Origin of the sequence: Bacillus sp. EKM202B, assembly GCF_011066025.1 — a bacterium.
Lineage (GTDB): Bacteria > Bacillota > Bacilli > Bacillales > Bacillaceae_G > Bacillus_A > Bacillus_A toyonensis.
This window is the reverse complement of sequence record NZ_JAAMNK010000017.1, coordinates 95636-120992: the sequence shown is the minus strand read 5'-3', so window position 1 is coordinate 120992 and position 25357 is coordinate 95636. Positions and strand designations below refer to the sequence as shown.

Annotated in this window: 21 protein-coding genes, 2 pseudogenes, 1 riboswitch and 1 other annotated feature; of the genes and pseudogenes, 18 read left to right on the top strand and 5 right to left on the bottom strand. The window is 35.3% G+C overall.

What is annotated here, in order from left to right; translation table 11 throughout:
- The 7 genes and pseudogenes from G9F74_RS19725 to G9F74_RS19695 form a co-directional block, all read left to right on the top strand.
- Nucleotides 1-192: pseudogene (locus G9F74_RS19725) on the top strand (aspartate ammonia-lyase); the annotation flags it as partial.
- 74 nt (nt 193-266) lie between these two features.
- Nucleotides 267-1979 (top strand): oxaloacetate-decarboxylating malate dehydrogenase, encoded by a 1713-nt coding sequence (gene malS / locus G9F74_RS19720; RefSeq protein ID WP_002093791.1) that lies wholly within the window; start codon nt 267-269, stop codon nt 1977-1979.
- 64 nt (nt 1980-2043) lie between these two features.
- On the top strand, nt 2044-3342 hold the full coding sequence (locus G9F74_RS19715) for a sensor histidine kinase (protein ID WP_097854259.1): 1299 nt from the start codon (nt 2044-2046) through the stop codon (nt 3340-3342).
- 2 nt (nt 3343-3344) lie between these two features.
- Nucleotides 3345-4277: a response regulator gene (locus G9F74_RS19710; protein ID WP_033668483.1), complete on the top strand. Its 933-nt coding sequence runs from the start codon at nt 3345-3347 to the stop codon at nt 4275-4277.
- 161 nt (nt 4278-4438) lie between these two features.
- Nucleotides 4439-4909, top strand: a complete 471-nt coding sequence (locus G9F74_RS19705) for a MarR family transcriptional regulator (RefSeq protein WP_001030884.1) — start codon at nt 4439-4441, stop codon at nt 4907-4909.
- Nucleotides 4910-5055: 146 nt separating this feature from the next.
- A complete protein-coding gene (locus G9F74_RS19700) occupies nt 5056-6291 on the top strand; it encodes an MFS transporter (protein WP_016108144.1) in 1236 nt (411 codons plus the stop codon).
- A gap of 385 nt (nt 6292-6676) precedes the next feature.
- Nucleotides 6677-9883 carry a DEAD/DEAH box helicase gene (locus G9F74_RS19695; RefSeq protein ID WP_016108145.1) on the top strand — a complete coding sequence of 1069 codons (3207 nt, stop codon included), beginning with the start codon at nt 6677-6679 and terminating at the stop codon, nt 9881-9883.
- 102 nt (nt 9884-9985) lie between these two features.
- Here G9F74_RS19695 and G9F74_RS19690 read toward each other — a convergent pair whose 3' ends face one another.
- Nucleotides 9986-10120 (bottom strand): DUF3934 domain-containing protein, encoded by a 135-nt coding sequence (locus tag G9F74_RS19690; protein WP_000047591.1) that lies wholly within the window; start codon nt 10118-10120, stop codon nt 9986-9988.
- 406 nt (nt 10121-10526) lie between these two features.
- Nucleotides 10527-10784: a binding site (T-box leader), on the top strand.
- A 70-nt stretch (nt 10785-10854) separates the two neighbouring features.
- On the opposite strand from G9F74_RS19690, the gene asnA reads away from it, so the two are divergent.
- Together asnA and G9F74_RS19680 are read left to right on the top strand one after the other, a co-directional pair.
- Nucleotides 10855-11838, top strand: a complete 984-nt coding sequence (gene asnA / locus G9F74_RS19685; RefSeq protein WP_000284901.1) for an aspartate--ammonia ligase — start codon at nt 10855-10857, stop codon at nt 11836-11838.
- A 149-nt stretch (nt 11839-11987) separates the two neighbouring features.
- Nucleotides 11988-12437, top strand: coding sequence for a helix-turn-helix domain-containing protein (locus tag G9F74_RS19680; RefSeq protein WP_000021945.1), 450 nt, complete (start codon nt 11988-11990; stop codon nt 12435-12437).
- 190 nt (nt 12438-12627) lie between these two features.
- Here G9F74_RS19680 and G9F74_RS19675 read toward each other — a convergent pair whose 3' ends face one another.
- Complete coding sequence (locus G9F74_RS19675) at nt 12628-13857, bottom strand: aspartate kinase (protein WP_000448019.1); 1230 nt, start codon at nt 13855-13857, stop codon at nt 12628-12630.
- A 201-nt stretch (nt 13858-14058) separates the two neighbouring features.
- A riboswitch (Lysine riboswitch) is annotated at nt 14059-14245 on the bottom strand.
- 192 nt (nt 14246-14437) lie between these two features.
- On the opposite strand from G9F74_RS19675, the gene G9F74_RS19670 reads away from it, so the two are divergent.
- From G9F74_RS19670 to G9F74_RS19660, 3 genes are read left to right on the top strand one after another with little or no spacing between them, the layout of a single operon-like run.
- Nucleotides 14438-15358: a DoxX-like family protein gene (locus tag G9F74_RS19670; RefSeq protein ID WP_000824131.1), complete on the top strand. Its 921-nt coding sequence runs from the start codon at nt 14438-14440 to the stop codon at nt 15356-15358.
- On the top strand, nt 15351-15962 hold the full coding sequence (locus tag G9F74_RS19665) for a DUF4166 domain-containing protein (RefSeq protein WP_000002649.1): 612 nt from the start codon (nt 15351-15353) through the stop codon (nt 15960-15962). The genes G9F74_RS19670 and G9F74_RS19665 overlap by 8 nt, the downstream gene beginning before the upstream one ends.
- Nucleotides 15963-15967: 5 nt before the next feature.
- On the top strand, nt 15968-17593 hold the full coding sequence (locus G9F74_RS19660; RefSeq protein ID WP_016108146.1) for a YndJ family protein: 1626 nt from the start codon (nt 15968-15970) through the stop codon (nt 17591-17593).
- A 28-nt stretch (nt 17594-17621) separates the two neighbouring features.
- On the opposite strand, the gene G9F74_RS19655 is transcribed toward G9F74_RS19660, so the two are convergent.
- Nucleotides 17622-18107, bottom strand: a complete 486-nt coding sequence (locus G9F74_RS19655) for an 8-oxo-dGTP diphosphatase (RefSeq protein WP_001139831.1) — start codon at nt 18105-18107, stop codon at nt 17622-17624.
- A 139-nt stretch (nt 18108-18246) separates the two neighbouring features.
- On the opposite strand from G9F74_RS19655, the pseudogene G9F74_RS19650 reads away from it, so the two are divergent.
- Nucleotides 18247-19509 (top strand): annotated as a pseudogene (locus G9F74_RS19650) (MFS transporter).
- 34 nt (nt 19510-19543) lie between these two features.
- Complete coding sequence (locus G9F74_RS19645) at nt 19544-19822, top strand: hypothetical protein (protein ID WP_016108149.1); 279 nt, start codon at nt 19544-19546, stop codon at nt 19820-19822.
- A 19-nt stretch (nt 19823-19841) separates the two neighbouring features.
- Here the strand turns inward: G9F74_RS19645 and G9F74_RS19640 are convergent, their stop codons facing one another.
- Nucleotides 19842-20306 (bottom strand): hypothetical protein, encoded by a 465-nt coding sequence (locus G9F74_RS19640; RefSeq protein ID WP_016108150.1) that lies wholly within the window; start codon nt 20304-20306, stop codon nt 19842-19844.
- 171 nt (nt 20307-20477) lie between these two features.
- On the opposite strand from G9F74_RS19640, the gene G9F74_RS19635 reads away from it, so the two are divergent.
- The 3 genes from G9F74_RS19635 (at nt 20478) to G9F74_RS19625 (ending at nt 23307) form a co-directional block, all read left to right on the top strand.
- Nucleotides 20478-20708 carry a hypothetical protein gene (locus G9F74_RS19635; protein ID WP_016108151.1) on the top strand — a complete coding sequence of 77 codons (231 nt, stop codon included), beginning with the start codon at nt 20478-20480 and terminating at the stop codon, nt 20706-20708.
- 324 nt (nt 20709-21032) lie between these two features.
- Nucleotides 21033-21845, top strand: coding sequence for a polyphosphate kinase 2 family protein (locus G9F74_RS19630; RefSeq protein ID WP_000427321.1), 813 nt, complete (start codon nt 21033-21035; stop codon nt 21843-21845).
- 187 nt (nt 21846-22032) lie between these two features.
- Entirely contained in the window at nt 22033-23307 is a 1275-nt protein-coding gene (locus G9F74_RS19625) for an MFS transporter (protein ID WP_000569593.1), read from the top strand.
- A 46-nt stretch (nt 23308-23353) separates the two neighbouring features.
- Here the strand turns inward: G9F74_RS19625 and G9F74_RS19620 are convergent, their stop codons facing one another.
- The gene (locus tag G9F74_RS19620; protein WP_016108152.1) at nt 23354-24337 is read right to left on the bottom strand and encodes a ketoacyl-ACP synthase III; all 984 of its coding nucleotides are present in this window, start codon (nt 24335-24337) and stop codon (nt 23354-23356) included.
- Nucleotides 24338-24517: 180 nt separating this feature from the next.
- On the opposite strand from G9F74_RS19620, the gene G9F74_RS19615 reads away from it, so the two are divergent.
- On the top strand, nt 24518-25072 hold the full coding sequence (locus G9F74_RS19615) for a hypothetical protein (RefSeq protein ID WP_000821918.1): 555 nt from the start codon (nt 24518-24520) through the stop codon (nt 25070-25072).
- Nucleotides 25073-25357: the final 285 nt, after the last annotated feature.

Genomic DNA, 25357 nt, shown 5'->3' with positions numbered 1-25357 from the left:
GCCGTGAATCCTCATATCGGTTATGAAGCAGCAGCTCGCGTTGCGAATGAAGCAATTGCAACAGGTCAATCCGTTCGTGAACTTTGTGTAAAAAATGGTGTATTGTCACAAGAAGATTTAGAGTTAATTCTAGATCCATTCGAAATGACACATCCAGGGATTGCAGGAGCAACTCTTTTAAAGAAAAATTAAAAGAAGAGGGGGACAATCCCCTCTTTTTTGTTTACAATATAGAAATGCTATATATGAATAGAGGTAGGGATGTTATGAGTAAGTTTACAGTGGCTTCTAATGGTGCATTAGAAACAACATTAAGAGGAGCAGAAGTATTATCAACACCACTTTTAAATAAAGGGGTAGCTTTCACACAAGAGGAAAGAGAAGAGTTAGGTTTAAAAGGTTTATTACCGCCAGCTGTTTTAACATTAGAAGAACAAGCACGCCGAGCATATGAACAATTTAGTTCTCAGCCGGATGATTTATTAAAAAATGTATACTTAACGGCGTTACATGATCGAAATGAAGTATTATTTTATCGTATATTAACAGATCATTTACGTGAAATGTTACCGATTGTATATACACCAACTGTAGGTGTAGCAATTCAAAGGTATAGTCATGAATACCGTAAACCACGTGGTATTTATTTATCAATTAACGATCCATCAGGTATTGAAGATGCATTTGCCAATATCGGTGCAACAGCTGAAAATATTGATTTAGTCGTTGTAACGGATGGAGAAGGTATATTAGGAATTGGTGATTGGGGTGTTGGTGGAATTAACATCGCAATCGGGAAATTAGCTGTATATACGGCCGCAGTTGGAATCGATCCTAGCCGTGTATTACCAGTAATTTTAGATGTAGGTACAAATCGTGAGGAATTATTAAACAATCCATTTTATATCGGAAATCGTCACCCTCGTATAACAGGGGAAGCTTACGATGAATTTATTGATACGTTTGTTCAAGCGGTAAATAAACAATTCCCGAAGGCGCTTCTACATTGGGAAGACTTCAGTTCTCGAAATGCACGAAAAATTTTAGATAAATATCGTCATGACGTTTGTACATTTAATGATGATATTCAAGGTACAGGGGCAGTTTCACTTGCTGCTGTATTATCGGCAGTAAAAGCTTCTGGTGTACCGCTAAGTGAGCACCGTGTTGTTGTGTTTGGTGCTGGTACGGCTGGAATCGGTATCGCAGATCAAGTAAGAGATGCAATGGTTCGCGTCGGCTTATCAGATGAAGAATCTCATAATCGTTTCTGGTGTATTGACCGTAACGGATTAGTTACAGATAATATGGAAGGTCTTCTTGATTTCCAAATTCCATATGCAAGAAAAGAAGCAGAAGTAAGTGATTGGAAACAAAATGATGTGATTGGGCTTGCTGAAGTTGTGAAACATGTAAAACCGACAATTTTAATTGGAACATCAACAGTTGCGGGCGCATTTAAAGAAGAGATTATTAAAGAAATGGCTTCTCACGTAGAAAGACCAATTATTTTACCAATGTCGAATCCAACACCACTTGCGGAAGCGAAACCAGCAGATTTAATCGAGTGGACAGAAGGAAGAGCGTTAGTTGCAACAGGAAGTCCGTTTGAACCGGTTACATATAACGGTGTAACGTATGTGATTGGACAGTCAAATAACGCACTTATTTTCCCAGGACTAGGTCTTGGTACAATTGTTGTTCGTGCAAGCGTCATGACGGATGGAATGTTCGCAGCAGCAGCTGAAGCAGTTGCAAGTATGGTAGATACAAGTCAGCCAGGAGCACCTATTTTGCCAGAAGTTGAAGAGTTACGTAATATCTCTGAACTAGTTGCAATTGAAGTAGCGAAAGTTGCAGTTGCAGAAGGTGTTGCTAGAGAGAACTTAAGTGATAACGATATTAAGATTGCAGTGAAAGAAGCAATGTGGAAGCCTGAGTATCGTCAAATAAAAGCGGTAGAAAAGGTTAGTATATAGAGAAAAAGCCCGTTTATAATAATAAACGGGCTTTACTTATACATTTTGAAAAAATATATAGGAAGTGGCAGCTTTGAATTGGAATCAATTATGGAAGAAAGATATGTATCTTTTAATTATATTAATGGTAGTTGTCCCAATTGCTGGAGAGCTTAATTTTCATCCTTTTAATGATATGTTTCGTGTTAGCTTCGGGACACCGCTTTTCTTCTTTTTATTACTATTTTTAAGAAGAATACCAGCAGCTGCTGCAGGTGTTCTCGTCGGTATATCTGTATTTTTATTCCGTGTAAGTCTTGACTGGGTATTGCAAGGTTCATTCCATATGACAGAATCATTTTATTTGCGCTATCCTGTGTTCTTTTATTATTTTATTTATGGAAGCCTCTTTTCGTTTTGTAGGGTAAATAAGTTTCATCAGAAGCCAATTGTTATTGGGTGCCTTGGAATTTCAATTGAAATTATTGCAAGTATGTCAGAACTTGCGTTTTATCATATGCTCGTACTAGGCACTACAATAACAGTTTCTGAAGTGAATAAACTAATCATTATAGCTATTTTCCGTAGTTTCTTTGCGCTCGGTTTTTTAAATATGATGAATTTATATGAAACGAAATTAAAAGAATCCCAAGTTCGAAAAGAAAATGAAAATATGTTAATGTATCTCTCTAATTTATATGTGGAATCTGTCCATTTGAAAAAAACGTTACAAAATGCTGAGTTAATTACACAAGAAGCATATCAACTATATCGAAACTTACAAGCGAACGATGACTTAAATAGCAAAACAGCTTTAAAAATAGCAGGAGAAGTGCATGAAATAAAAAAGGATAATCAAAGGATTTTTGCAGGGTTATCTAAACTGTTATTAGATAAAAATGTGGCTGAGTATGTAGAAGGACATGAATTAGCGGAAATAATTGTAAGAATAAATGAGAAGTATGCTGAAATGCTAGGAAAAGATATACGTTTTTCTAAACATATAGAAGGTGAGCACGCTGCATATCACGTGTATACAGTTCTATCAATTTTTAATAATTTAGTTGCAAATGCAGTGGAAGCAATTGAGGATAGAGGTCTCATTAGTATAAAGCTATATAAACGAGATAAACATATATTCTTTGAAGTAATTGACGATGGTCCTGGTATTGCACAGAAGTATAAGAAATTAGTATTTAAGCCAGGGTTTACTTCAAAGTATGATCAAACGGGAACACCGTCAACAGGTATTGGACTTTCTTACATAAACGAAATGGTAACAGAGCTAGGTGGAGAAGTGAGATTAGAAGACCGAGAAACTGGCGGTGGGTGTAAGTTTATCGTTTGTTTACCGGAGTGCAGTTTAAAGCGGGAAGGGGAATAATGTTGTTTTATTATATCGTAGATGATGATGAAGTTTTCCGTTCTATGCTTTCGCAAATTATTGAAGATGGAGATCTTGGGGAAGTAATTGGAGAGTCGGAAGACGGAGCTTTTATTGAAGCGGACCAACTGAATTTTAAAAAAGTAGATATTTTGTTTATTGATTTATTAATGCCAATGCGAGACGGAATTGAAACAGTTCGTCATATTGCGTCCGCTTTTACTGGGAAGATCATTATGATTTCTCAAGTTGAATCGAAGCAACTTATAGGTGAGGCGTATACACTTGGAGTAGAATATTATATTACAAAGCCACTGAATAAAATTGAAGTTGTATCTGTTGTACGAAAAGTAATGGAGCGTATTCGTTTGGAGCGTTCTATACATGATATTCAAAAATCATTGAATAACGTTTTTAAGTGGGAACAGCCGCAAGTTCGAAATGAGCCAATACAAGAAGGGAAGAAAATAGCGGATTTAGGGCGCTATTTATTATCAGAACTCGGTATTGCGGGAGAGAACGGAAGCAAAGACTTGCTTAGTATGTTGGAATATTTATATGGGCAGGAAAAGGCACAAACATTTGAATTTGGATTTCCTGCGTTAAAAGATATTTTCCATCATATTACAATAAGAAAATTAGGGGATGTAGCTTTAGATACGGATATTGATAAAGAGAAGAAAGCATCTGAGCAAAGGGTAAGAAGGGCGATTTATCAATCGTTAAATCACTTAGCTTCCCTCGGGTTAACAGATTTTTCGAATCCGAAATTTGAAAGCTATGCTCCGAAATTTTTTGATTTTACTATAGTTAGAAAACGGATGACAGAAATGACGAAAGATGAAGTAGCGGCTTCTGGTCATATACGTATTAACACGAAGAAGTTTATTCAAGTGTTGTATTTTGAGGCAAAACGGTTGATGGAGATAGAATGAAAAGAGATAAGTGTTTCAGATTGTAGACAAAGTCTTGTTCAAATGACATTGAGTTTCTTGGTGCTCAACACGCTTTTGACTCTCTTTTTTCATTAGAGTTGGAATAGAAGCAAAAAATAAATATAATATGGTTAATGCACCAACGGGGAGGAGGACAGGGCATGAATAAAGAAGAAAAGATCATAGTGGGTTTCAGGGACTTATATAATAAGATTGTTTGGCTTAATAAGGATAAGATGGAAGACAGTCTTAAGGGGTATAATTCTTCTGAAGTACATTGTATCGAATACATTGAAAAAAATGTAGATTCTAACGTGACAAAACTTGCGGAGTCCTTTTATATGACTCGCGGTGCCATAAGTAGAATAACAAAAAAACTTATAAAAAAAGGCCTTATCGAAAGTTATCAGAAGTCGGATAATAAGAAAGAAATCTATTTTAGGCTTACTGAACAAGGGAAAGTAATTTATAAAATACATGAGGATCTGCACAAAGAGTTTGAAGAACGGGATAAAGTTGTGTTTGATCAAGTAACCGAGGAAGAATTTGATAGTATACTTAGCTTTGTGGAAAAGTATAGTAGACATTTAGATACAGAAATAAAGAAACAAGGTGTACATATTAAGTCGTAATCTATTTAAAAAATAAAAATGAAACGAAAGGCAGTCCAAGGATGGATTGCCTTTTTTATTGTTGTAATTTTGTTGACAGGGAAACAAAAAGGAGTTATTGTTTTGTTGATAAGGAAACAAAAATAACTGTTGGGGTGAGAATGTAAATGTCCAAATTCAGATCACATAATGAACATAATACGGAAAGAGTCATAGATAAACACGCCTTACTATTCGGTCTTATCTCTGTGTTTCTTTGTGGAATAGGATTCAGCATTATAATACCTGTCGTTCCATTTTTAGTGCAGCCGTATACAAGTAATTCGGCAGAACAAGCGGTCGTCGTTACGCTATTAACTTCTGTTTATGCAGTCTGCGTATTTTTTGCGGCTCCCGCACTTGGAGCTTTGAGTGATAAATATGGTCGTCGTCCATTACTTTTAGTATGCCTTTTCGGTTCCGCAATCGGGTACTTAGTTTTTGGCATAGGAGGAGCTCTATGGATACTATTTGCTGGGCGCATAATAGAAGGTATAACAGGAGGGAGCATAAGCACTATCTTCGCATATTTTGCAGATATTATTCCTCCAGAACAAAGAACGAAATACTTCGGATGGGTAAGTGCGGTTGTAGGAGTAGGCACTGTTATTGGACCAACTATAGGTGGATATCTTGCCAAGTTTGGTTATTCTGTACCTATGTATTTTGGAGCAATCATAACTTTATTAAATGTTGTTTATGGAATCTTATATATGCCTGAGAGCCTTGACAAAAATAAAAGATTGAAAGAGATTACCTTTGTAAGATTGAATCCATTTACACAACTTGCAAATATACTTTCCATGAAAAATTTAAAATGGCTACTTGTCTCAGCATTCTTACTTTGGATACCAAATGGATCTTTACAGGCAATTTTTTCACAATTTACAATGGATACTTTTAGTTGGAAGCCTGCGTTAATCGGACTTATGTTTTCAATTATGGGATTCCAAGATATCATTTCACAAAGTTTTATAATGCCAAAACTTTTGACAAAACTTACTGATAAACAGATAGCAATTCTCGGAATGGTTTCGGAGATTATAGGTTATAGTCTTATTGCAGCATCAGCTTTGTTCTCATTTTATCCGTTTCTTATCGCTGGAATGTTTATATTTGGTTTTGGTGATTCCATCTTTGGACCTTCATTCAATGGGATGCTCTCGAAGTCTGTCGATTCTAGTGAACAAGGAAGGATTCAAGGAGGTAGTCAATCTATTCAAGCTTTAGCAAGAATGATTGGGCCGATTATTGGAGGTCAAATTTATGTTTCACTTGGGCATGCCGCACCTGCTTGTATGGGGATCATCCTTATACTAGCCGCAATAACAGTCTTATATAAGGGCACGCATGAAAATATGTAAATTATCTACTTTATCCTCTTATTATAGACAGTAAGCCCCCTGCATCAAAATATGCACATCCATCTCTACGGTGTGTGTGTGAAAAACCTTTATCACTCTTCTTCATAAAATCATATCTTTTAAATTGTTGATGCGATGGCCAGTAAAACTTTTACATGAAAAATGTAGAAAATATTTAAATACTATGCTGGAACCTTTCAGAATCGCCTGTATAATAGGCGGTTTTAAGAGTTTAGGGACAAGTGCTGAAACTCTATTTGCTTACAGTCTGAGGCGTTTATAAATAAGTATCTTTTTTGTTAAACCAACATTTTATATTTTCTCGTGAAGCATGTAAAATGTTAAGTAAGAGAAAATGGTTTTACAGTAAGGAAGTGTCAAAGCAATGAGTTTTACGTTAAATAAATCGATTATTAAAGAAGTGTGCGGAGAGACCTCATATAAAAGAGGCGAAGCTTATTATAAATCAAATAAAGTAATAATAAATCATTATGATGAAAATAAAGAAATTTGCGAGGCGACAGTAAAAGGAAACGAAGATTTTCATGTTACAGTCGAAAAAATTAAAAAGGGTGATGTTGTTGCGAAATGTAGTTGTCCGTCATTAGCGTCTTTTCAAACGTACTGTCAACATGTTGCAGCAGTATTGATACAAATAAATTATAATCAGCAAACGGGTGGAATGCGCCCAGCTAGTAGTGAACACATGAGCGGGAATGATCAATTAACAAGTGGGATGTTTCAGTTGTTTGCAGACAAGCCACTGAGACCGAAAAGTAAACAACATCGTTTTGATACACGTGAAATACTTCATGTTGAATTTATTTGTACACCAGTAGTTACGAAACAAGGTGGAGCGCTTCTAGGAATGCAGCTGAAACTTGCCAAAACGTATTTCGTAAATCAGATTAGAGAATTTCTTTTTAAGGTGGAGAGAAGAGAACTTTTTAATTGTTCCAATGAGTTTACATATACACCAGATGTACATAGCTTTAAACAAGATACAGATGCGATTATTCAGCAACTTATTAAAATTCATCATAATGAAAAAATGTATGAGGATACGCTAGAAGTACATGCAAAACAAGATGATAGCATGATTTTAATACCGCCAGCGTCTTGGGGGGATATGCTTTCTTTACTTTCTAAAGTTGAGTGTGTGAGACTGAATCAAAATGGACAATCTTTTCATGGTTTACAAATTTCAAAAGGACTCCTTCCATTACATTTTGAGTTTAATAAAGGGAGTAACAGTGGGTTTACGCTTTATATTGATGGCTTACAACGAGTTGAGGTAATGGATACGTATAGTTATGCTCTATTTGGAGGGAAACTGTATCAGTTGAACGCTGAGGATTGCAAGCGGCTTATCGAATTACAAAAAATGATGAATCGCTCTAGTAGTAACCAATTATACATTCCGGCAGATAAGATGGAATATTTTGTAGCAAAAGTTGTACCAGGTTTAATGAAGCTAGGAACTGTACGAATAGATGAGGTAGTATCAGATCGTGTTGAAACACCCGTATTAAAAGCGAAATTATATTTAGATAGAGTGAAAAATCGCTTGTTAGCAGGTCTTGAATTTCACTATGGAAACGTCATAATTAATCCGTTAGAAGAGGATGGACAGCCGTCTGTTTTTAATCGTGATGAGAAAAAGGAAAAAGAGATTTTAGATATTATGAGTGAAAGTGCCTTTGCGAAAACGGAAGGCGGTTACTTTATGCATAATGAAGAAGCTGAGTACAATTTTTTATATCACGTCGTTCCAACATTAAAAGGTTTACTTGATATTTATGCGACGACAGCAATCAAATTACGAATTCATAAAGGAGATACAGCTCCTCTTATTAGAGTTAGACGAAAAGAGAGGATAGACTGGTTGTCATTTCGTTTTGATATAAAAGGAATACCGGAGGCGGAAATTAAAGGAGTATTAGTAGCTCTTGAAGAGAAACGGAAATATTACCGATTAGCGAACGGTTCTTTATTATCACTGGAGAGTAAAGAGTTTAATGAAATTAATCAATTTGTAAAAGAAACGGGTATTCGGAAAGAATTTTTACATGGGGAAGAAGTGAATGTTCCGCTTATCCGGAGTGTAAAATGGATGAACGGACTTCACGAAGGTAATGTTTTAAGTTTGGATGATTCTGTTCAAGAGCTAGTAGAAAATATTCAAAACCCGAAAAAATTGAAATTTGCTGTGCCAAATACTTTACATGCAGAAATGCGAGAGTATCAAGTGTATGGATTCGAGTGGATGAAAACACTCGCCTATTACCGTTTTGGAGGCATTTTAGCAGACGATATGGGACTCGGGAAAACACTGCAAAGCATTGCTTTTATAGACTCTGTTTTGCCTGAAATTCGAGAGAAAAACATGCCTATATTAGTAGTCTCTCCGTCGTCCCTCGTCTATAATTGGCTGAGTGAATTGAAAAAATTCGCCCCGCATATTAGAGCAGTTATTGCAGATGGAAATCAAATAGAGCGCCGGAAAATTTTAAAAGATATAGCAGAATTTGATGTCATAATTACGTCATATCCATTGCTGAGAAGAGATATAAGGTTGTATGAAAGGCCGTTTCATACACTATTTCTTGATGAAGCACAAGCGTTTAAAAACCCTACAACGCAAACTGCAAAAGCGGTGAAAACGATTCAAGCGGAGTATCGTTTCGGATTAACAGGAACACCTGTAGAAAATTCGTTAGAAGAGCTATGGTCTATCTTCCATGTCGTCTTCCCAGAATTATTACCAGGAAGAAAAGAGTTCGGTGATTTAAGGCGTGAGGATATAGCGAAGCGAGTGAAACCATTCGTATTAAGACGATTAAAAGAGGACGTATTAAATGAGTTGCCAGATAAAATAGAGCATTTACAGTCATCGGAGTTATTACCAGACCAAAAGAGATTGTATGCAGCTTATTTAGCGAAATTAAGGGAAGAAACGTTAAAACATTTAGACAAAGATACGTTACGTAAAAATAAAATTAGAATATTAGCTGGTTTAACGAGATTACGACAAATTTGTAATCATCCTGCTTTATTCGTTGATGATTACAAAGGCAGTTCAGCTAAATTTGAACAACTGTTAGAGATTTTAGAAGAATGTAGAAGTACTGGGAAGAGAATTTTGATCTTTTCTCAATTTACGAAGATGCTTTCCATTATTGGTCGTGAGTTAAATAGTCAAGCGATTCCATACTTTTATTTAGACGGGAGTACACCAGCGCAGGAACGTGTAGAGCTATGCAATCGGTTTAACGAAGGTGAAGGCGATTTGTTTCTTATTTCTTTAAAAGCTGGTGGTACGGGTCTTAACTTAACTGGTGCAGATACAGTGATATTATATGATTTATGGTGGAATCCAGCTGTTGAACAACAAGCAGCAGATAGAGCATATAGAATGGGACAAAAAAATACGGTGCAAGTTATTAAGTTAGTAGCCCACGGAACAATTGAAGAGAAAATGCATGAACTACAAGAAACGAAGAAAAATTTAATTGCTGAAGTAATTGAGCCAGGAGAAGGGAAATTATCCTCCATAACTGAGGAAGAAATTCGAGAAATTCTTATGATTTAAAATAAAAAAAGCTATGCTTTCAAATTTATGAGAGCATAGTTTTTTTGTTTTAATAATTATATTTTGTTTTGAACAAAGTAAAGAAATCAAATGGTATTTAAATTACTTCTTTGTGCCTTTACTTTTATATGGCTTTGCTGCTTTCTTTTTCTTTGCACTTGATTGCCAACGGTTCCATCCTTTACTTCCTGTACCTTGTCCTACACCTTTTTTCGGTTTCGCTTTCGTTTTGCTCATATGATCACTCCGTTATATAAAAATCTTGTTTGATAATAGTCAATGAATTAGAAAATACTCTTGATAAATGACTATGTTTGCTTTAAGTAAAAACAAACTGCTTGAATGCTATAGTATATCATGAAATTGCAAGTAAACTGAAAGGAATTACAAAGAAAATGAAAATAATAAGAAATACTGCGGATTCTATATTTCGAACGATTACACTAATTGTTGTGTATACGTTAGTTTCGGTTAGTGAAACATTTTTTGGATTGACGAGGCAGAAGAAGTAAAGATGTTAAATTAACAACAATCAATAAAGCCGTAAAATATAGAATTGAAAAATATTTTAAAACTTTTTGTTGACTTTCTTTATTTTTTGTATAGAATAATCATTAATAAAATGTTTCAGAGATGTGACAACAAAACGACTATGAAAGGACGAGTAGTAGTAGGACGTAGTCTAAGCGAGTCAGGGGTGGTGTGAGCCTGATACGAAGCCTATTATGAAGAACCTCCTGGAGTTGCTAACCGAAACCCTTTATAGGAAAGTAGACTTAGCCGGGCACTTCGCCGTTACAAGAAGAACAGTATCGAGATCTTCATCTCCGTACTGTATAAGTGAGCAACCTCTGTTGCTAATTTGGGTGGTACCGCGGAACCAAAGCCTTTCGTCCCAGTTTTTTGGGGAAGAAGGGCTTTTTTTGTTGGCTTCTTTTCACAACATCCAAACATTTTAGGGGGAAACCACCATGTATCAATCATTAATGACAGTAAGAGAGACTCAAATCGCAATTAAGGAAGTTAAAACATTTTTCGAAGACCAATTAGCAAAACGTCTTGAACTATTCCGCGTATCTGCACCATTATTCGTAACAAAAAAATCAGGATTAAACGATCATCTAAACGGTGTAGAACGTCCAATTGAATTTGATATGTTACATTCAGGAGAAGAATTAGAAATTGTTCATTCACTAGCAAAGTGGAAACGATTTGCACTACATGAATATGGATATGAAGCTGGTGAAGGTTTATATACAAACATGAACGCGATTCGTCGTGATGAAGAACTTGATGCAACACATTCCATTTACGTCGACCAATGGGATTGGGAAAAAATCGTTCAAAAAGAATGGCGCACTGTAGATTACTTACAAGAAACAGTACGGACAATTTATGGAATATTCAAAGATTTGGAAGATCACTTATTTGAAAAATATCCGTTCCTTGGAAAGTATTTACCAGAAGAAGTTGTTTTCATTACTTCCCAAGAGCTAGAAGATAAATATCCAGAATTAACGCCGAAAGACCGTGAACATGCAATTGCAAAAGAACACGGTGCAGTCTTCATTATCGGAATTGGTGATGCACTTCGTTCAGGTGAAAAGCATGACGGACGCGCAGCCGATTATGATGATTGGAAATTAAACGGTGACATTTTATTCTGGCACCCAGTATTACAAGCTTCATTCGAATTATCATCAATGGGAATTCGTGTTGATAGTAAATCACTTGATGAACAGTTAACAAAAACGGGTGATGATTTCAAACGTGAGTATGATTTCCATAAAGGTATTTTAGAAGATGTACTACCATTAACAATTGGTGGTGGTATTGGACAATCAAGAATGTGCATGTACTTTTTACGCAAAGCACATATCGGTGAAGTTCAATCTTCTGTATGGCCTGACGATTTACGTGAAGCTTGTAAGAAAGAAAACATTCATCTGTTTTAATTAATATAAGTGAGAGGGAGAGTAGCTTGAAAATAGAGTTACTCTCCCTTTTTTTATTGTGTAAACTAGTGGTTTACAGTGCGTGTTACTAATAGTTTCTTTCTTTTTTATCTCCCTTTATGTAATAATTTGCTAAAGGAGGGGACGTTATGAGTATAGGAGAACAGCTAAAAAAACTAAGAGAATCAAAGGAGTTTTCGCAAGAGGATGTTGCTAAAAAAATTGGTGTGACGAGGCAAGCGGTTTATAAGTGGGAAAATGATAAAAGTTACCCTGACATTGATAATTTAATTTTACTGAGCGAAATGTACAACGTTACGCTAGATGAGTTAATAAAAGGGAATCAAAGCTTTAAAGAGAAAATACATATTGATGAAGAAGAGGCGGATTTTGAGAAAGAGAATGAGTTTGGTTTTTATATTGGATGTGGTTTGCTCATTATGAGTGCGTTCATTGAGTATGAAAAAATACAGGTGGTTGTATTAGGAATTGCACTATTCATGATGGTCTTTTACTCGGATGTGAAGAAAATTATTTTCAATGAATATAGATCATTTTTTCAAGGGAAAGAGAGAAACGATATGTGTGATAAGAAGTAAGAAGAGTCAACTATATTTCCTAGGAAAGAGTTTAAAGAATAATTTCATTGTTTTATAATGATTTTTGGATATCGATAATATATTAAAAAGCTGTTTGCGTAGAGTCTTGAAATCTATGCAAACAGCTTTTTATTTATATAGGAAAGAAATAGATTAATATGTTTTTGTAAGTTGCAATAAAAATATTAAATTAGCTCATTTGCACTAAAGGCTCAATTTTCGCCATAAATGATTGATGAAGTGCTTCCACACCTGTTACTAAATGAAGGCGGTCAATAACGACAGACACTTTAATTTCAGATGTACTTACCATTTTAATATGAATATCTTCTTCTTTTAAAGTAGTGAACATATTCGCAGCAACACCTGGATTAGATACCATACCAGATCCTACAATTGATACTTTTGCTAAATGATTTTCATGTTCTACAGACTCATAGTGAAGATCTTCTTGGTTCTGTTCCAATACTTCTAGTGTTTCTTGTAAGTCATTAGAATGGATAGAGAAGGAAAGATGAACAGTTCCTTCATTTGTAATACTTTGAATAATAATATCTACATTAATATGTGCGTTAGCTAACGTAGAGAAAATTATTGAAAGTGAACCTTGTTCCAATCCTTTCACTGTGACACGTGTAATATTATCTTCAAAAGCAATACCTTTAACGATTGATTGTTGTTCCATGTTACATTCTCCTTTTACAATTGTTCCGTTTTCTTGTTCCATACTTGAGCGAACTTCTAAAACGACATGATGATTTTTGGCAAATTCAACAGCACGTGGATGTAATACGCCGGCGCCGAGGTTTGCCAGTTCTAACATTTCATCATAAGAAATTTCATCTAATTTGTAAGCTGTCTTTACAACTCGTGGATCCGTCGTGTATACGCCTGTTACATCCGTATAAATATCACATTTTTTCGCTTTTAGTGCCGCTGCTAATGCAACAGCTGTCGTATCAGAGCCACCACGTCCAAGCGTTGTAATTTCATTTTTTTCACTGATTCCTTGGAAACCAGCTACGATAACAATCGTGCCTTCAGTAAGATAAGACTGAATACGCTCAACGTTAATGTCAGTAATCCGTGCACTACTGTGTACAGATTCTGTCGTAATACCAGCTTGCCATCCTGTTAATGAAATTGCGTTATAACCTTTTGCTTGTAGTACCATTGTTAATAATGAAATAGTTACTTGTTCTCCTGTAGATAGAAGCATATCCATTTCACGTTTACTCGGATTTTCCGCAATAGCGTTAGCAAGTGCTACAAGTTCATCTGTGCTTTTCCCCATTGCTGAAACGACAGAGACGATACTATGTCCTCGTTCATATTCTTCAATAATTAAATTTGCCACATGTTGAATGCGCTCAACACTTCCGACAGAAGTACCACCAAATTTTTGTACAATCGTTTCCATTACGAATTCCTTCTTTCGTCCATTTTTAAGAATAGATTAGGACATATATAAATCCCAATATTCCTGTAGTTACCAGAGAGAAAAACAAAAAACACCATCTCAAATAAGTGAGGATGGTGCTGTTACAGGAAAAGGGAAACAGAAAACGGAGCTAATAAAAAAACCGCCAAAAAAGGAATACCATGAAAATGATATCTCTTTTTTGTAGATAGCTCTTCATACGTACATGTCTGTACATATGACAGTTCTGTTTCTATTCGAAAACAGCCCCAATTGATAAATGCAGAGAAATTTATCAATTTCGGCAACACTTCCTTTCATCCAATTTCATAGACATCTCTGTGTCTCCATTAGAATACTCATAAGTATTGCAACCTCTATCTCACGTTTTAGGCGAGAGTGTTTGATTTATGAAGTTGTTGGTAACATTTGTTTTATAATAATTTAAATTATTCAGGGAATCAAGTGTTTTATATGTATTTTCAAAATTCTTTCTTTTTAGAGATAAAGTTTGTGAAAAATGTAGCAAAATACATATATTACATGTACATTAAAAATATAGAGTGTAGGAGGTCGGAGTATGAAAAGAAAAAGGCCTATTTATGTTGCAACAGAAATGAAAACGACAATAGAGAAATTATGGGAATATACGCAAGAACCAGACCTACATACAGAATGGGATGCTCGTTTTACTGAAATTTCGTATTTAGAGAAAAAAGAGGGAGAACCACAGAAGTTTTTATATAAAACAAAGATAGGATTTGGGCTTGAAATAGGCGGAGAAGGGGAATCGATAGGTGAAATAAGAAAAGAAACTGGTGAACGGATTTCTTCTTTGAAATTTTGGACAGACAATACATTATCACTTATACGAATAGGGCGTGGTTATTGGAAGTATACACCGCATAAAGAGTGTATTCATTTTGAAACGCAATATGATTATGATACGAGATATGGTCGTATAGGAAATGTGATTGATTCATATATGTTTCGTCCATTATTAGGTTGGGCGACTGCTTGGAGTTTTGATGCTCTCAAATTATGGTTGGAAAAAGGTTTGCATCCTAGTTTGCTAATTAGAAGAACGATGACGTATTGGCTCGTTTGTTTTTTATTTGCTTTTGTATGGATATATCAAGGGATAGTGCCAAAACTACTGTTTACTCATTCAGAGGAAGTAAAGATGCTTTCTTTATTAATCGGTTCAAATGAAAGTAGTGTATGTATACTTAAAATAATTGGGGTGTTAGAAATAATTTTCGGTGTCGTATGGCTGTTGCCAATAATAAAACGAAAATTATTTATACTGCATATTATTGTATTACTAGTTTTAACGTTAGCGGCAGGATTTACGAATATCGCAAGCTTTACAGGGCCGTTTAATCCGATTACATTAAATGTTCTTCTAATGGGGTTATCAATTGTCGGTTATATAAATAGTTTCGATTTACCAAGCGCGAAAAATTGCAAGAGGGCGAGAAAGGGACAAGTGTATGGCTAATATGTATGAACGATTATTAGGGGATACCTATAAAAATCTTCATCCTGAATTGCAGAAGCGTTATGCGATTACAGAAGAGAATAGTTTTACAGGGGAAGGAAAGATGGATGAAATTTACGGTGGCTCTTTTTTCGTAAAATTTATATTGAAAATTGCATCGAAGTTTCGAATGTTTTTCTCGGAACGAGGAGAGGAAATTCCATTTACGATACAAAACATAGCTGAGCGAGATGAATATGGACAAGAATTAGTAAGGTGGAACCGTACTTTTTATTTTCATAATAAGAAAAGATATTTTAACGCAGTTATGCAATTGGATGAAAACGAAAATGAAATTGTAGATTATTTTGGCGAACCACATTTACTCGTTTCTACACTGCATTTTCATATCGATGAGTTAGGGGCAATGCATATTTCTTCAAAGGAACAATGGTTTTATATGTTTGGAAGAAAAATGCCGTTACCAAAATTTTTGTATGGTGAGGCAAAAATTGTTGAAAGTTATGATGAAACACTTAAGTGTTTTCGAATTCATGTACAAGTACGAAACCCGTTAATTGGTTCGCTTTTTTCATACAAGGGAACATTTGTAGAAAGGGAATAAACGATATGAAAAATATAATATTTGGGCTTGCTTGTTATGTTGTTTTTCTAATATGTGAGTGGTCGAATATAAATCCTGTTGAAGCAATTATATTATTATCTGTTTTATTATTTATACCGATGTCTTTTTGTATTATTGATAAAAGAACAAGAAATGGATCGTATTTATTATTTTATAAATTCGTATCGTTTTTATATCCAATCGCAGCAATTTGCGCAATGCTAGCTTTCGTCACAAATCACTATTTATTTGCGCTAGTTTGGTTTGTATATACAGGAATTGTTGCGTTATTTGGTGTAAGTAGATTGCTAGAAAGAGGATGGAAGCCGTTAGAGGAGACCGTCATAGATAGTGCGTTTATTTATTTGTTTTTAGGTGGTTTTTGGTTTTTTGCTTCAGTAGCAAAACTTTCAATTATGCATTTTAGCTCTGACATTGTTTTACTCACAGCTGCACATTTTCATTATTCGTCGTTTTTATTGCCATTATCAGCTGGTTTAATAGGGAGAAAAAGAGAAAAGAGAAGTAAAGTGTATGATGCTATTATGTTTATCATCATGATTTCACCTATGACAGTTGCAATAGGAATTACATATTTGAGGATATTTGAATTTTTTGCAGTTGTGATATATTTATGTGCTATTTATGGATATGGTATTTACGTTTGGAAAGCGAAATTTAATGCTATTCGTGCAAAGGTTCTCTTAATCATTTCGTCTAGTACGCTCATGGTTACAATTATGTTCTCACTCATATATTCATACGGAAATTTAAAACAAGTACTGACGATTACAATTGCTCAAATGGTTTGGATTCACGGTGTGGTAAATGGTATTGGAGTAGCATTACCAGCATTTGTAGGTTGGATGATTGAAAAGAGTGCTCCAAACTATAAGTACTATGGGAAACCAATGAGTAGATTAAGAGGAAGCGTGAGAATTGGTGGGACATTTTTACAGAATGGAAATTTAGTAGATAGTAAGGAATACAACGGTTTAGTTGATAAAATAAATGATTTTCATAGTGAGTCATTTGACGTGACGAAGGTTCCTTTAAGTATAATTCGTTTTTATGAAAATACAGCAGCGTATGAGTTACAATCGAATATTAAATGGGCTCGTTGGTTCCGTCCATTTGCATTTTGTTATACGAAAATGAGTAAACGAGTAGGACAAATACATTTAGGGATGGGCGATAAGTGGGAAACAATGTATGGTTCTATCATAGGTGTAAATGATGAGAAAGATGGGAGAGAGAATGTAAGGGCTTGGCTAAGGGAAAATGAAGCAGGAGAGTCTATTTTTTTGGCTCTGTATTCAAAACATACGCATAAGAACGAGACATATATGAATATTGCATTGCCTTTACCTTATTCGAATATGACAGGTATTTTAAAAGTATGTAATGATAGCAATGATTTAATCATTACTAGTAAGTTGAGAGAAAATAGTAAGGGAGATGAGGGGATTTATTTACATACTGGTTTCTTTACAATCCGTTTACCGTTAACAGAGATTTTTATCATTAAAGAGGGAAAGGGTCACATGCTAACTGCTCACCATAAAATGTGGATATTCGGAGTTAAGTTTTTAGAAATTGATTATGAGATTAAGAAAATAGAGGTGAAGTAAGAAAAGCTTGGAAGGATTCCAAGCTTTTTTACGTATGGGTAATTGTCATAGCGACTTGTTTATCTAAGTCTCGGTCCCAAACACGTTGAATTTCAAACGTACCTTTTTCAAAAAATAATGGGAATCTTTCTTTAAACCAATCTTGCATAGGAAGATTGAGTGCTGTATCGATTGGCACCCATACTAATTCACCCTCAGGAGGATTAATAAGAAGCTCGCCTTCAAATGAGTCGGTCCAATAGTTGAATACCATATATCGAACATGCCCCTTAGGATTTACATATTCGTCTACCCCTTTAAAAGTTAAATTAGAAACGTGTAGTCCAGTTTCTTCTTTTACTTCTCGTATAGCAGCTTGGACGATACTTTCTGGAAAATCTACTTTTCCGCCAGGAGCTATATAGCCAGGAAAGCCTCGATGATTGGGACGTTTTAAAAGTAAAATTTCATTGTTACGCTGGATCATACACATTGTATAGATCTGGTGCTCGATGTTAGGTGAATTGGAAGGCATGACCATATTTTCTCCCTTGTATTTTTTTGATAATTTTACCATAAATATAGTAGTTTCATATTATAATTTAAAATAGAATATTAATATTTTTCAGATGTTTATTATAGAGTTTATAGTTAAGTGAAAAGAGGTGAGGAAAATGCAGGGAGAAATACAAACCAAAAAAGGTTTAGGATATGTCGGAAAATTACTGTTGCCAGTCAAAGTATCACGGCATTTTAAGTTTTTGTGGATTGGACAATTGCTTTCAACTTTAGGGAGTTCTATAACAATGGTTATTTTGCCAGTCGTTGTTTACTCACTAACTGGTTCAACAGTTGTAATGGGGATGACTATGGCAATGTATATGCTACCTAATATTCTTGCTTTACCGTTTGCAGGGTTAGTTGTAGATCGAATTGATCGAGTAAAATTAATGTTATTTACGGATATAATCCGCTGTATAGTAATGCTATTACTTGCATCGCTTATATTTACGGATTTGTTAACGATTAGGCTGTTATATGTCCTCGTTGCCGTATATGGACTTATGGAAGGGATATTTCAGCCAGCATATTCTGCCGTGAGGGCGAAAGTATTCGTACCTGAAATTCGCAATGCAGCTAATGCATTAACGCAAATGAGTAATTAAGGCATACGGTTAATTGGACCAGTACTTGGTGGGTTAATCGTTTCAGTTGCATCTGCTGGGATAGGATTTGGATTAGATGCAGCAACGTACTTATTATCATTTTTATGTTTATTATTTTTAAAAGAAATTAAGTTTAAAAAAATAAAATCGATTGAAAAGAGTAAGGTCGATTATAAAAAGGAGTTTATGGAGGGTGTTTTAGTTTTAAAAAGTCATCCGTGGCTTTGGATTACAATCTTCGTTTTTTCTTTCGTAAATATTTGTTATGCCGGCATTATCGTCGTATTAATTCCATGGTTATTTAATATTCATCATCATTTTGAAGCTTACGTTTACGGACTGGGAATGGCATCTTCTGGTGGCGGTGCTGTAATTGTCGCATTAATATTTGGTGGGAAAGAGCGGTGGCACAAGAGAGGGTTACTGGCCTATGGAGGTGTTTTAATTAGCGGCTTCGCTCTATTAGTTATGCCTTTTATTTCTTGGGCGCCTGCTTTAATATTCTTAATGGCAATTGAAGGATTCGGTATGATGATATTTGGACTCATTTGGGAAACGAGTTTACAAGAGCTCGTACCGGAAGAAGCTTTCGGAAGAGTAGCAAGCCTTGATATGTTAGGTTCTTTTTCTTTATTGCCATTAGGATATGTAGTTGTTGGTTGGTTAGCGAATGTAATAGGCGGAGAGGTAACTATATTAATGCTAGCATTATTCGTAATCTTTACAATTGTAATAGCGCTATCTGTCCCAAGTATTCGTAAGTTTGATTAAAAATTTGGATTTATAATGAAAGGAGTTATCCTATATGGTTGTAGATTGCTTCAACGAATTTTTAGAATCGGAACTACAAGGCGAATATGTTGTAAAAGAACAGGTATTTGATACGAAGAATTTTACTGTATATATTGTGACTCCTGTTGATAATAAAATAGAGTATGAACGGCTCATATTACTGAAGCACCTTTCTAATGAAGAGCCTTCTGTACATATATGGGAAACATGTATTTGCAAGAAAGCAACGAAAATGGAAATTGCAAAAGAAGTGACAGAAGCGATCCAATCGGGTTTCATAAAAAAAGACTAAGCCATACTTAAAATAAGGCTTAGTCTTCATTAAATACAAATGTTTGTTTCATTTTTTTACCCTCATTTACTGGATGACCATTGTAAGAGAAATTCTTTTCTTCCCAAGTAATAACGACTTTAAAATTATGGCTATTAAGGTCTAATGGAAATACCATGTGGTCAAAGCTTGTATGACTTTTTGAGATGTTTTCATCAGATGTAGTAGGTGTAAAGGTAGCTTTAGATGTAGGCGTGTTATCAAGTATTTCTACAGATACATTTGAAACATCAGTACCGATATTTTTTACGAGTAAACTATACGTATCATATACACCTTGTTTTGACCGGATTACTTGTTCGTTTGAGTTATGAGATTTATCAATTTCGATATACCATTGTTTAGACTTTAACACAATTGGTAGCGATTGAAATGTGTAAGCGCTAGCTTGCATTGGTAGTACTACACAAATAAGCACAAAGAGAGAGAATATTTTTCGGTTCATTTTTTGAGACCTCCTATTCTGTAACGGATTTATTTGTTATTATCTTCTCTTTATAAGAGGATATACCAAATAATATAAGGGTGATTGTTAAGAATTATTACATTTGATTCATATGCTAATACACATCAAACGCAATGAAAAAAAAGGAATGGTGAACATAAGGGGAAGCGTATGCTGAAAATATTAATAAGTATGGCAAGCAGTGTTTTTCTGCAACTATTATTTTTGTATATAGTTATTTCTGGAATTTTATTAGACTTTAATCCTTGGTATGCAGTAATTGTGTATATAAGTGTTGCGATACTTAGTCTTATTTTAGGTATATATTCAATTGTCAGTTCTGTAAGAGAAAGTTCAAATGTTACGCTGCTTACAATACCAATAGGAGTTGTAACTACATAATTTTCAGTAGTAATCATTGGCTTTACAGTATTTGCTTATTTTTTACTAGAAGGGGGATTCCCCCAATCATTCGATTGTAAAATGTGAAAATCGCTTCTAACATTCCACTAAACATATCTCCGATTGCAGGCACGGTTATTACAGTTGTTTTAATTGCTATATTCTTTATGAAAGCTGTGAGCAATAGAAAAGGGAATATCGAGGTAGATGTAAAGTTAGAGTGAAAACTGTGTAGAGATTTTCCTGCACAGTTTTTTGTAATATGAAAAATTTACCAAAAATATGTTAAAATAATATTATCATACAACAAGGGGGATTTGTTTTATGGAAAATGGGCATCTTGCTAAAGTAGATTTAACGAAAAAAATTGAATCAAAATCTAAGTACAATAAGAAACTCGAAAAATATCAAAGGCGCTTATTAGCATTACAGCAAATTTTAAAAGAAGAAAAAATTGCGGTTATGCTCGTTATGGAAGGTTGGGATGCGGCTGGTAAAGGTGGGGCAATTAAGCGGGTGACGGAACATCTTGACCCGCGTGGGTTCCAAGTAAATCCAATTGGAGCGCCTGCACCTCATGAAAAACGTTACCATTATTTGCAACGTTTCTGGCGCAAAATTCCACAGTACGGGCAAATTACTATTTTTGATCGCTCATGGTATGGTCGTGTGTTAGTTGAGCGTGTGGAAGGATTTGCTACAAAGGAAGAGTGGATGAGAGCATATGATGAGATTAATGATTTTGAAAAACTACTAACAGATGACCATTACATAATAGGGAAGTTCTTCTACCATATAAGTAAAGAGGAACAGTTAAAGAGGTTTAAAGATAGAGAGAAAAATCCTTTGAAAAGATGGAAAATTACAGACGAAGATTGGCGTAATCGTGAAAAATGGGATGAGTATGTTGAAGCAATGGAAGACATGTTTGAAAAAACAAGTAAGCCAAATGCGAAGTGGCAAATTATCGCGAGTAATGATAAATTATATGCACGTTTGAAAACATTGAAAGTGATTATTTCATTAATTGAGGATTATTTCTTAGAGCATGGTATAGAATTACCTTCTTATTATTATGAAATGAAAGAAGGTAAGGCAGAGGGCTTTGAAAATAATCAAGATGTAGTTGTAAAATAGTCGAAAGTTTTAATGTAAAATATAGGAAGATCTACCCTGTGATTTTGGGAGCCCCTCGTTAATGAGCGAAACATAAACCGTGGGGTTCTTTACATTAATAAATAAACTGTAGCATTTTAAATTTTGGGATTTTGTTGTTCTATAGTACATTAACAAGAGGTATTAGTTTTATAGAGAGGGTGAGGAAATGATAGAGATAGCAGATGCTTCAATACGTAATCGTATGTACACAGAAGAAGAGCAACAAAAATTATATAAACGAACATTAATAATCGTAAGTATTTCACAAATGTTCGGTGGAGCGGGATTAGCTGCTGGAATTACAGTAGGTGCACTTCTTGCGCAGCAAATGCTTGGGACAGATGCATATGCAGGATTACCGGCTGCTATGTTTACAATGGGGTCTGCGGTAGCGGCTTTCTTTGTTGGGAAGTTATCGCAAAAATATGGTCGCCGAATAGGACTTGCAACAGGGTTTATAGTAGGGGGGCTAGGGGCTATTGGAGTTGTATTGGCTGCTTTAACAAATAGTATTATTTTATTACTAGTCTCTTTACTCATATATGGTGCAGGTACAGCGACGAATCTACAAGCTCGTTATGCTGGTACCGATTTAGCAGATAAGAGACAACGAGCAACTGCTATTAGTATTACGATGGTTATGACGACTTTCGGTGCAGTTGCAGGACCGAACTTAGTAGGCGTAATGGGAGATTTTGCCCATTCAATCGGAATTCCTAACCTTGCAGGTCCGTTTATATTATCAGCAGCGGCATTTATACTGGCGGGTCTTGTCCTTTTTATTATGCTTCGTCCAGATCCATTAATTATTGCTAACATAATAGAAACATATAAACGAGAACATACATATAAAGGGCAACCAGTAACAGAAGAAGTGAAAGAAAACAAACGAGGTATTACAGTTGGAGCAATCGTTATGATACTTACTCAAATAGTGATGGTTGCGATTATGACGATGACGCCAGTTCATATGGGGCATCATGGTCATGGTTTAAGTGCAGTAGGGCTTGTAATTGGTTTTCATGTAGGTGCAATGTATCTTCCGTCTCTCGTTACAGGAATGTTAATTGATAAAATCGGACGAACTACGATGAGTATAGCTGGTGGAATAATTTTATTAGCGGCGGGTGTCATAGCTGCGATGGCGCCGAGTGATTCTTTACTATTATTAATTGTTGCTCTGTCTTTACTTGGGTTAGGTTGGAACCTCGGTTTAATAAGTGGCACAGCTCAAATTGTTGATGCAACTATACCTTCTACACGTGCAAAAACACAAGGCAAAATAGATGTATTTGTTGCGTTAGCTGGGGCTTCTGGTGGAGCGATGTCAGGTATGATAGTAGCGAATTCCAGTTATGCCGCATTATCATTAGCGGGAGGAGTGCTAGCATTATTGCTTATTCCTATTGTGATATGGTCTCGAAAAGGGGCGAGAAATTAAATGAGAAAGAGGTTCTAGTCACTAATTAGAACCTCTTTTTCAATACTTAACTTAAATCCCACTCCACAATAAGCCCTAAATGCGTAAGTCCACCGCCAAATCCGTATAGCAAAAGTGTATCTCCGTTATTTAATCTTCCTTTTTTTCTAGCTAAATCTAAAGCGAGTGGAATAGAGACGGAAGATGTATTCCCCATATCTTCCACACTCGTTAATGTTTTTTGAATAGATATTTTTGATTTTTCGCAAATAGATTCAATCATTCTTAAGTTAGCACTATGTGGTATGAACCAGTCTATATCATCTATTTGCAAATTTGCAGTATGTAATAGTTCTTTTATGCCGTATGGTACTGTTCGTACAGCCCATTTATATACTTCTCTTCCGTTTTGAACGATTTTTTCATTTGTTTGTAGTGGTGTGCCATTCATAGTAGTAGATAAGTTTGTTCTGTATAGATGAATACCACCGTCACCGTTTGTTCCCATGTGAGCAGCAATAAAGCTTGGTTTGTTTTCATCTCTTTCTAATAAAATAGCTCCAGCGCCATCACCGAACAAAATACAGGTCGTTCTATCGGTGTAATCAGTAACTTTAGATAATGTCTCTGTCGCTATGACGAGTACTTTTTGATGTGATCCAGAAGTGATTAAGCTATTACCGACATGCAGTCCGTATGTGAAACCAGCGCAAGTCGCATTTAAATCAAAAGCTAGTGTATGAGGTATGTTGAAGTATTGTTGTATTTGGCAAGCGACACTAGGAAAAACATAGTCAGCAGTAGTTGTAGCAACGATGACACAGTCAATATCTTCTAAGTTTTTCTTATATGTTGTACACAAATTTTCGACTGCTTTAATGGCTAAGTGTGAGGAGTATTCGTCTTCGTTAGCAATTCTTCTTTCTTTCATGCCTGTTCTTTGCACAATCCATTCATCATTCGTATGGACCATTTTTTCTAAATCGTTATTAGACAATATTTGATTTGGAACATAAGTACCAATTGCGGTAATACGAGATTTAGAATTCATAGGGACATCTCCTAACTTGTTTTTATAACCTGATACTAATATCAGGTTATAAAAATGTCAATAAAGACTTTTATTGTATGGAAACGATACCGTTTAATTTACTCTAGAGGAATTTGACGAGTAGCGTAAAAATAATATACGAGAAGCTTTTGAAATTGATAATGAAGGGAGTGGGGCTCCTTGAAAAGAATTTTGCGCATGTTGCCTGTTGTCATTATTTGTAGCTTTATTCTTATTATTTTTCCAGAGAAATCTCATGCCTGTGATTGTATTAATGTAACAGCAGAAGATGCATTTCAAAAAAATGATGTAGTGTTTGAGGGGAAAGTAATTGAGATTGGAAGGAAAGAAGGGATTGGGATTGAAGTATTATTTGAAGTGAAGAAAATATGGAAAGGGACAACTTCTTCGCAAATTATCGTATATACAAATGGTGGTGATTGTGTGTTTCACTTTGTAGAGGGAGGAGAGTACTTAGTGTTTTCTTCTCAAAGGGGATCAGAAAAACAATTACACACACATAGTTGTAGTGGAACGAAGAGATTGGATGAGGCAGGGGTGGACAAAGCGGCTTTAAGTCATATTGCAAAAGAGTCTGTTCCGACGAAGAAAGTGAATTTAAAAGGTGGAATGGTGAGTGGTTTCAGTTGGTGGCAAGTTGCTATCATATCCATAGGTCTGCTATTGATCATTGCTGTTGTTAGTTTTTTTGTGAGAAGAACACGCAAAAAATGACGATTAAAGTAAAAATATAAAGATTTTCTTTCTGTTTCTATAGGGGGGTTAACCTTGTGAAAGCGAATTACTTATGCTACACTTTATATAACTTAAAATGAACGGAGGGGCTTCCTTTGATCTTAATCAGATTACGTCTCAATACTTTGTGCCGATAATTGAATAGCGCTCAAAGGCTCTGTCTGTGTACAGAGTGAACGGGATTGGTCTGCCTATTTTAAAGGAACCCTTTATTAAGCTTATATGTGAAAAAGAGGGAGGGACGAATACGCCCTCTTTTTGTTT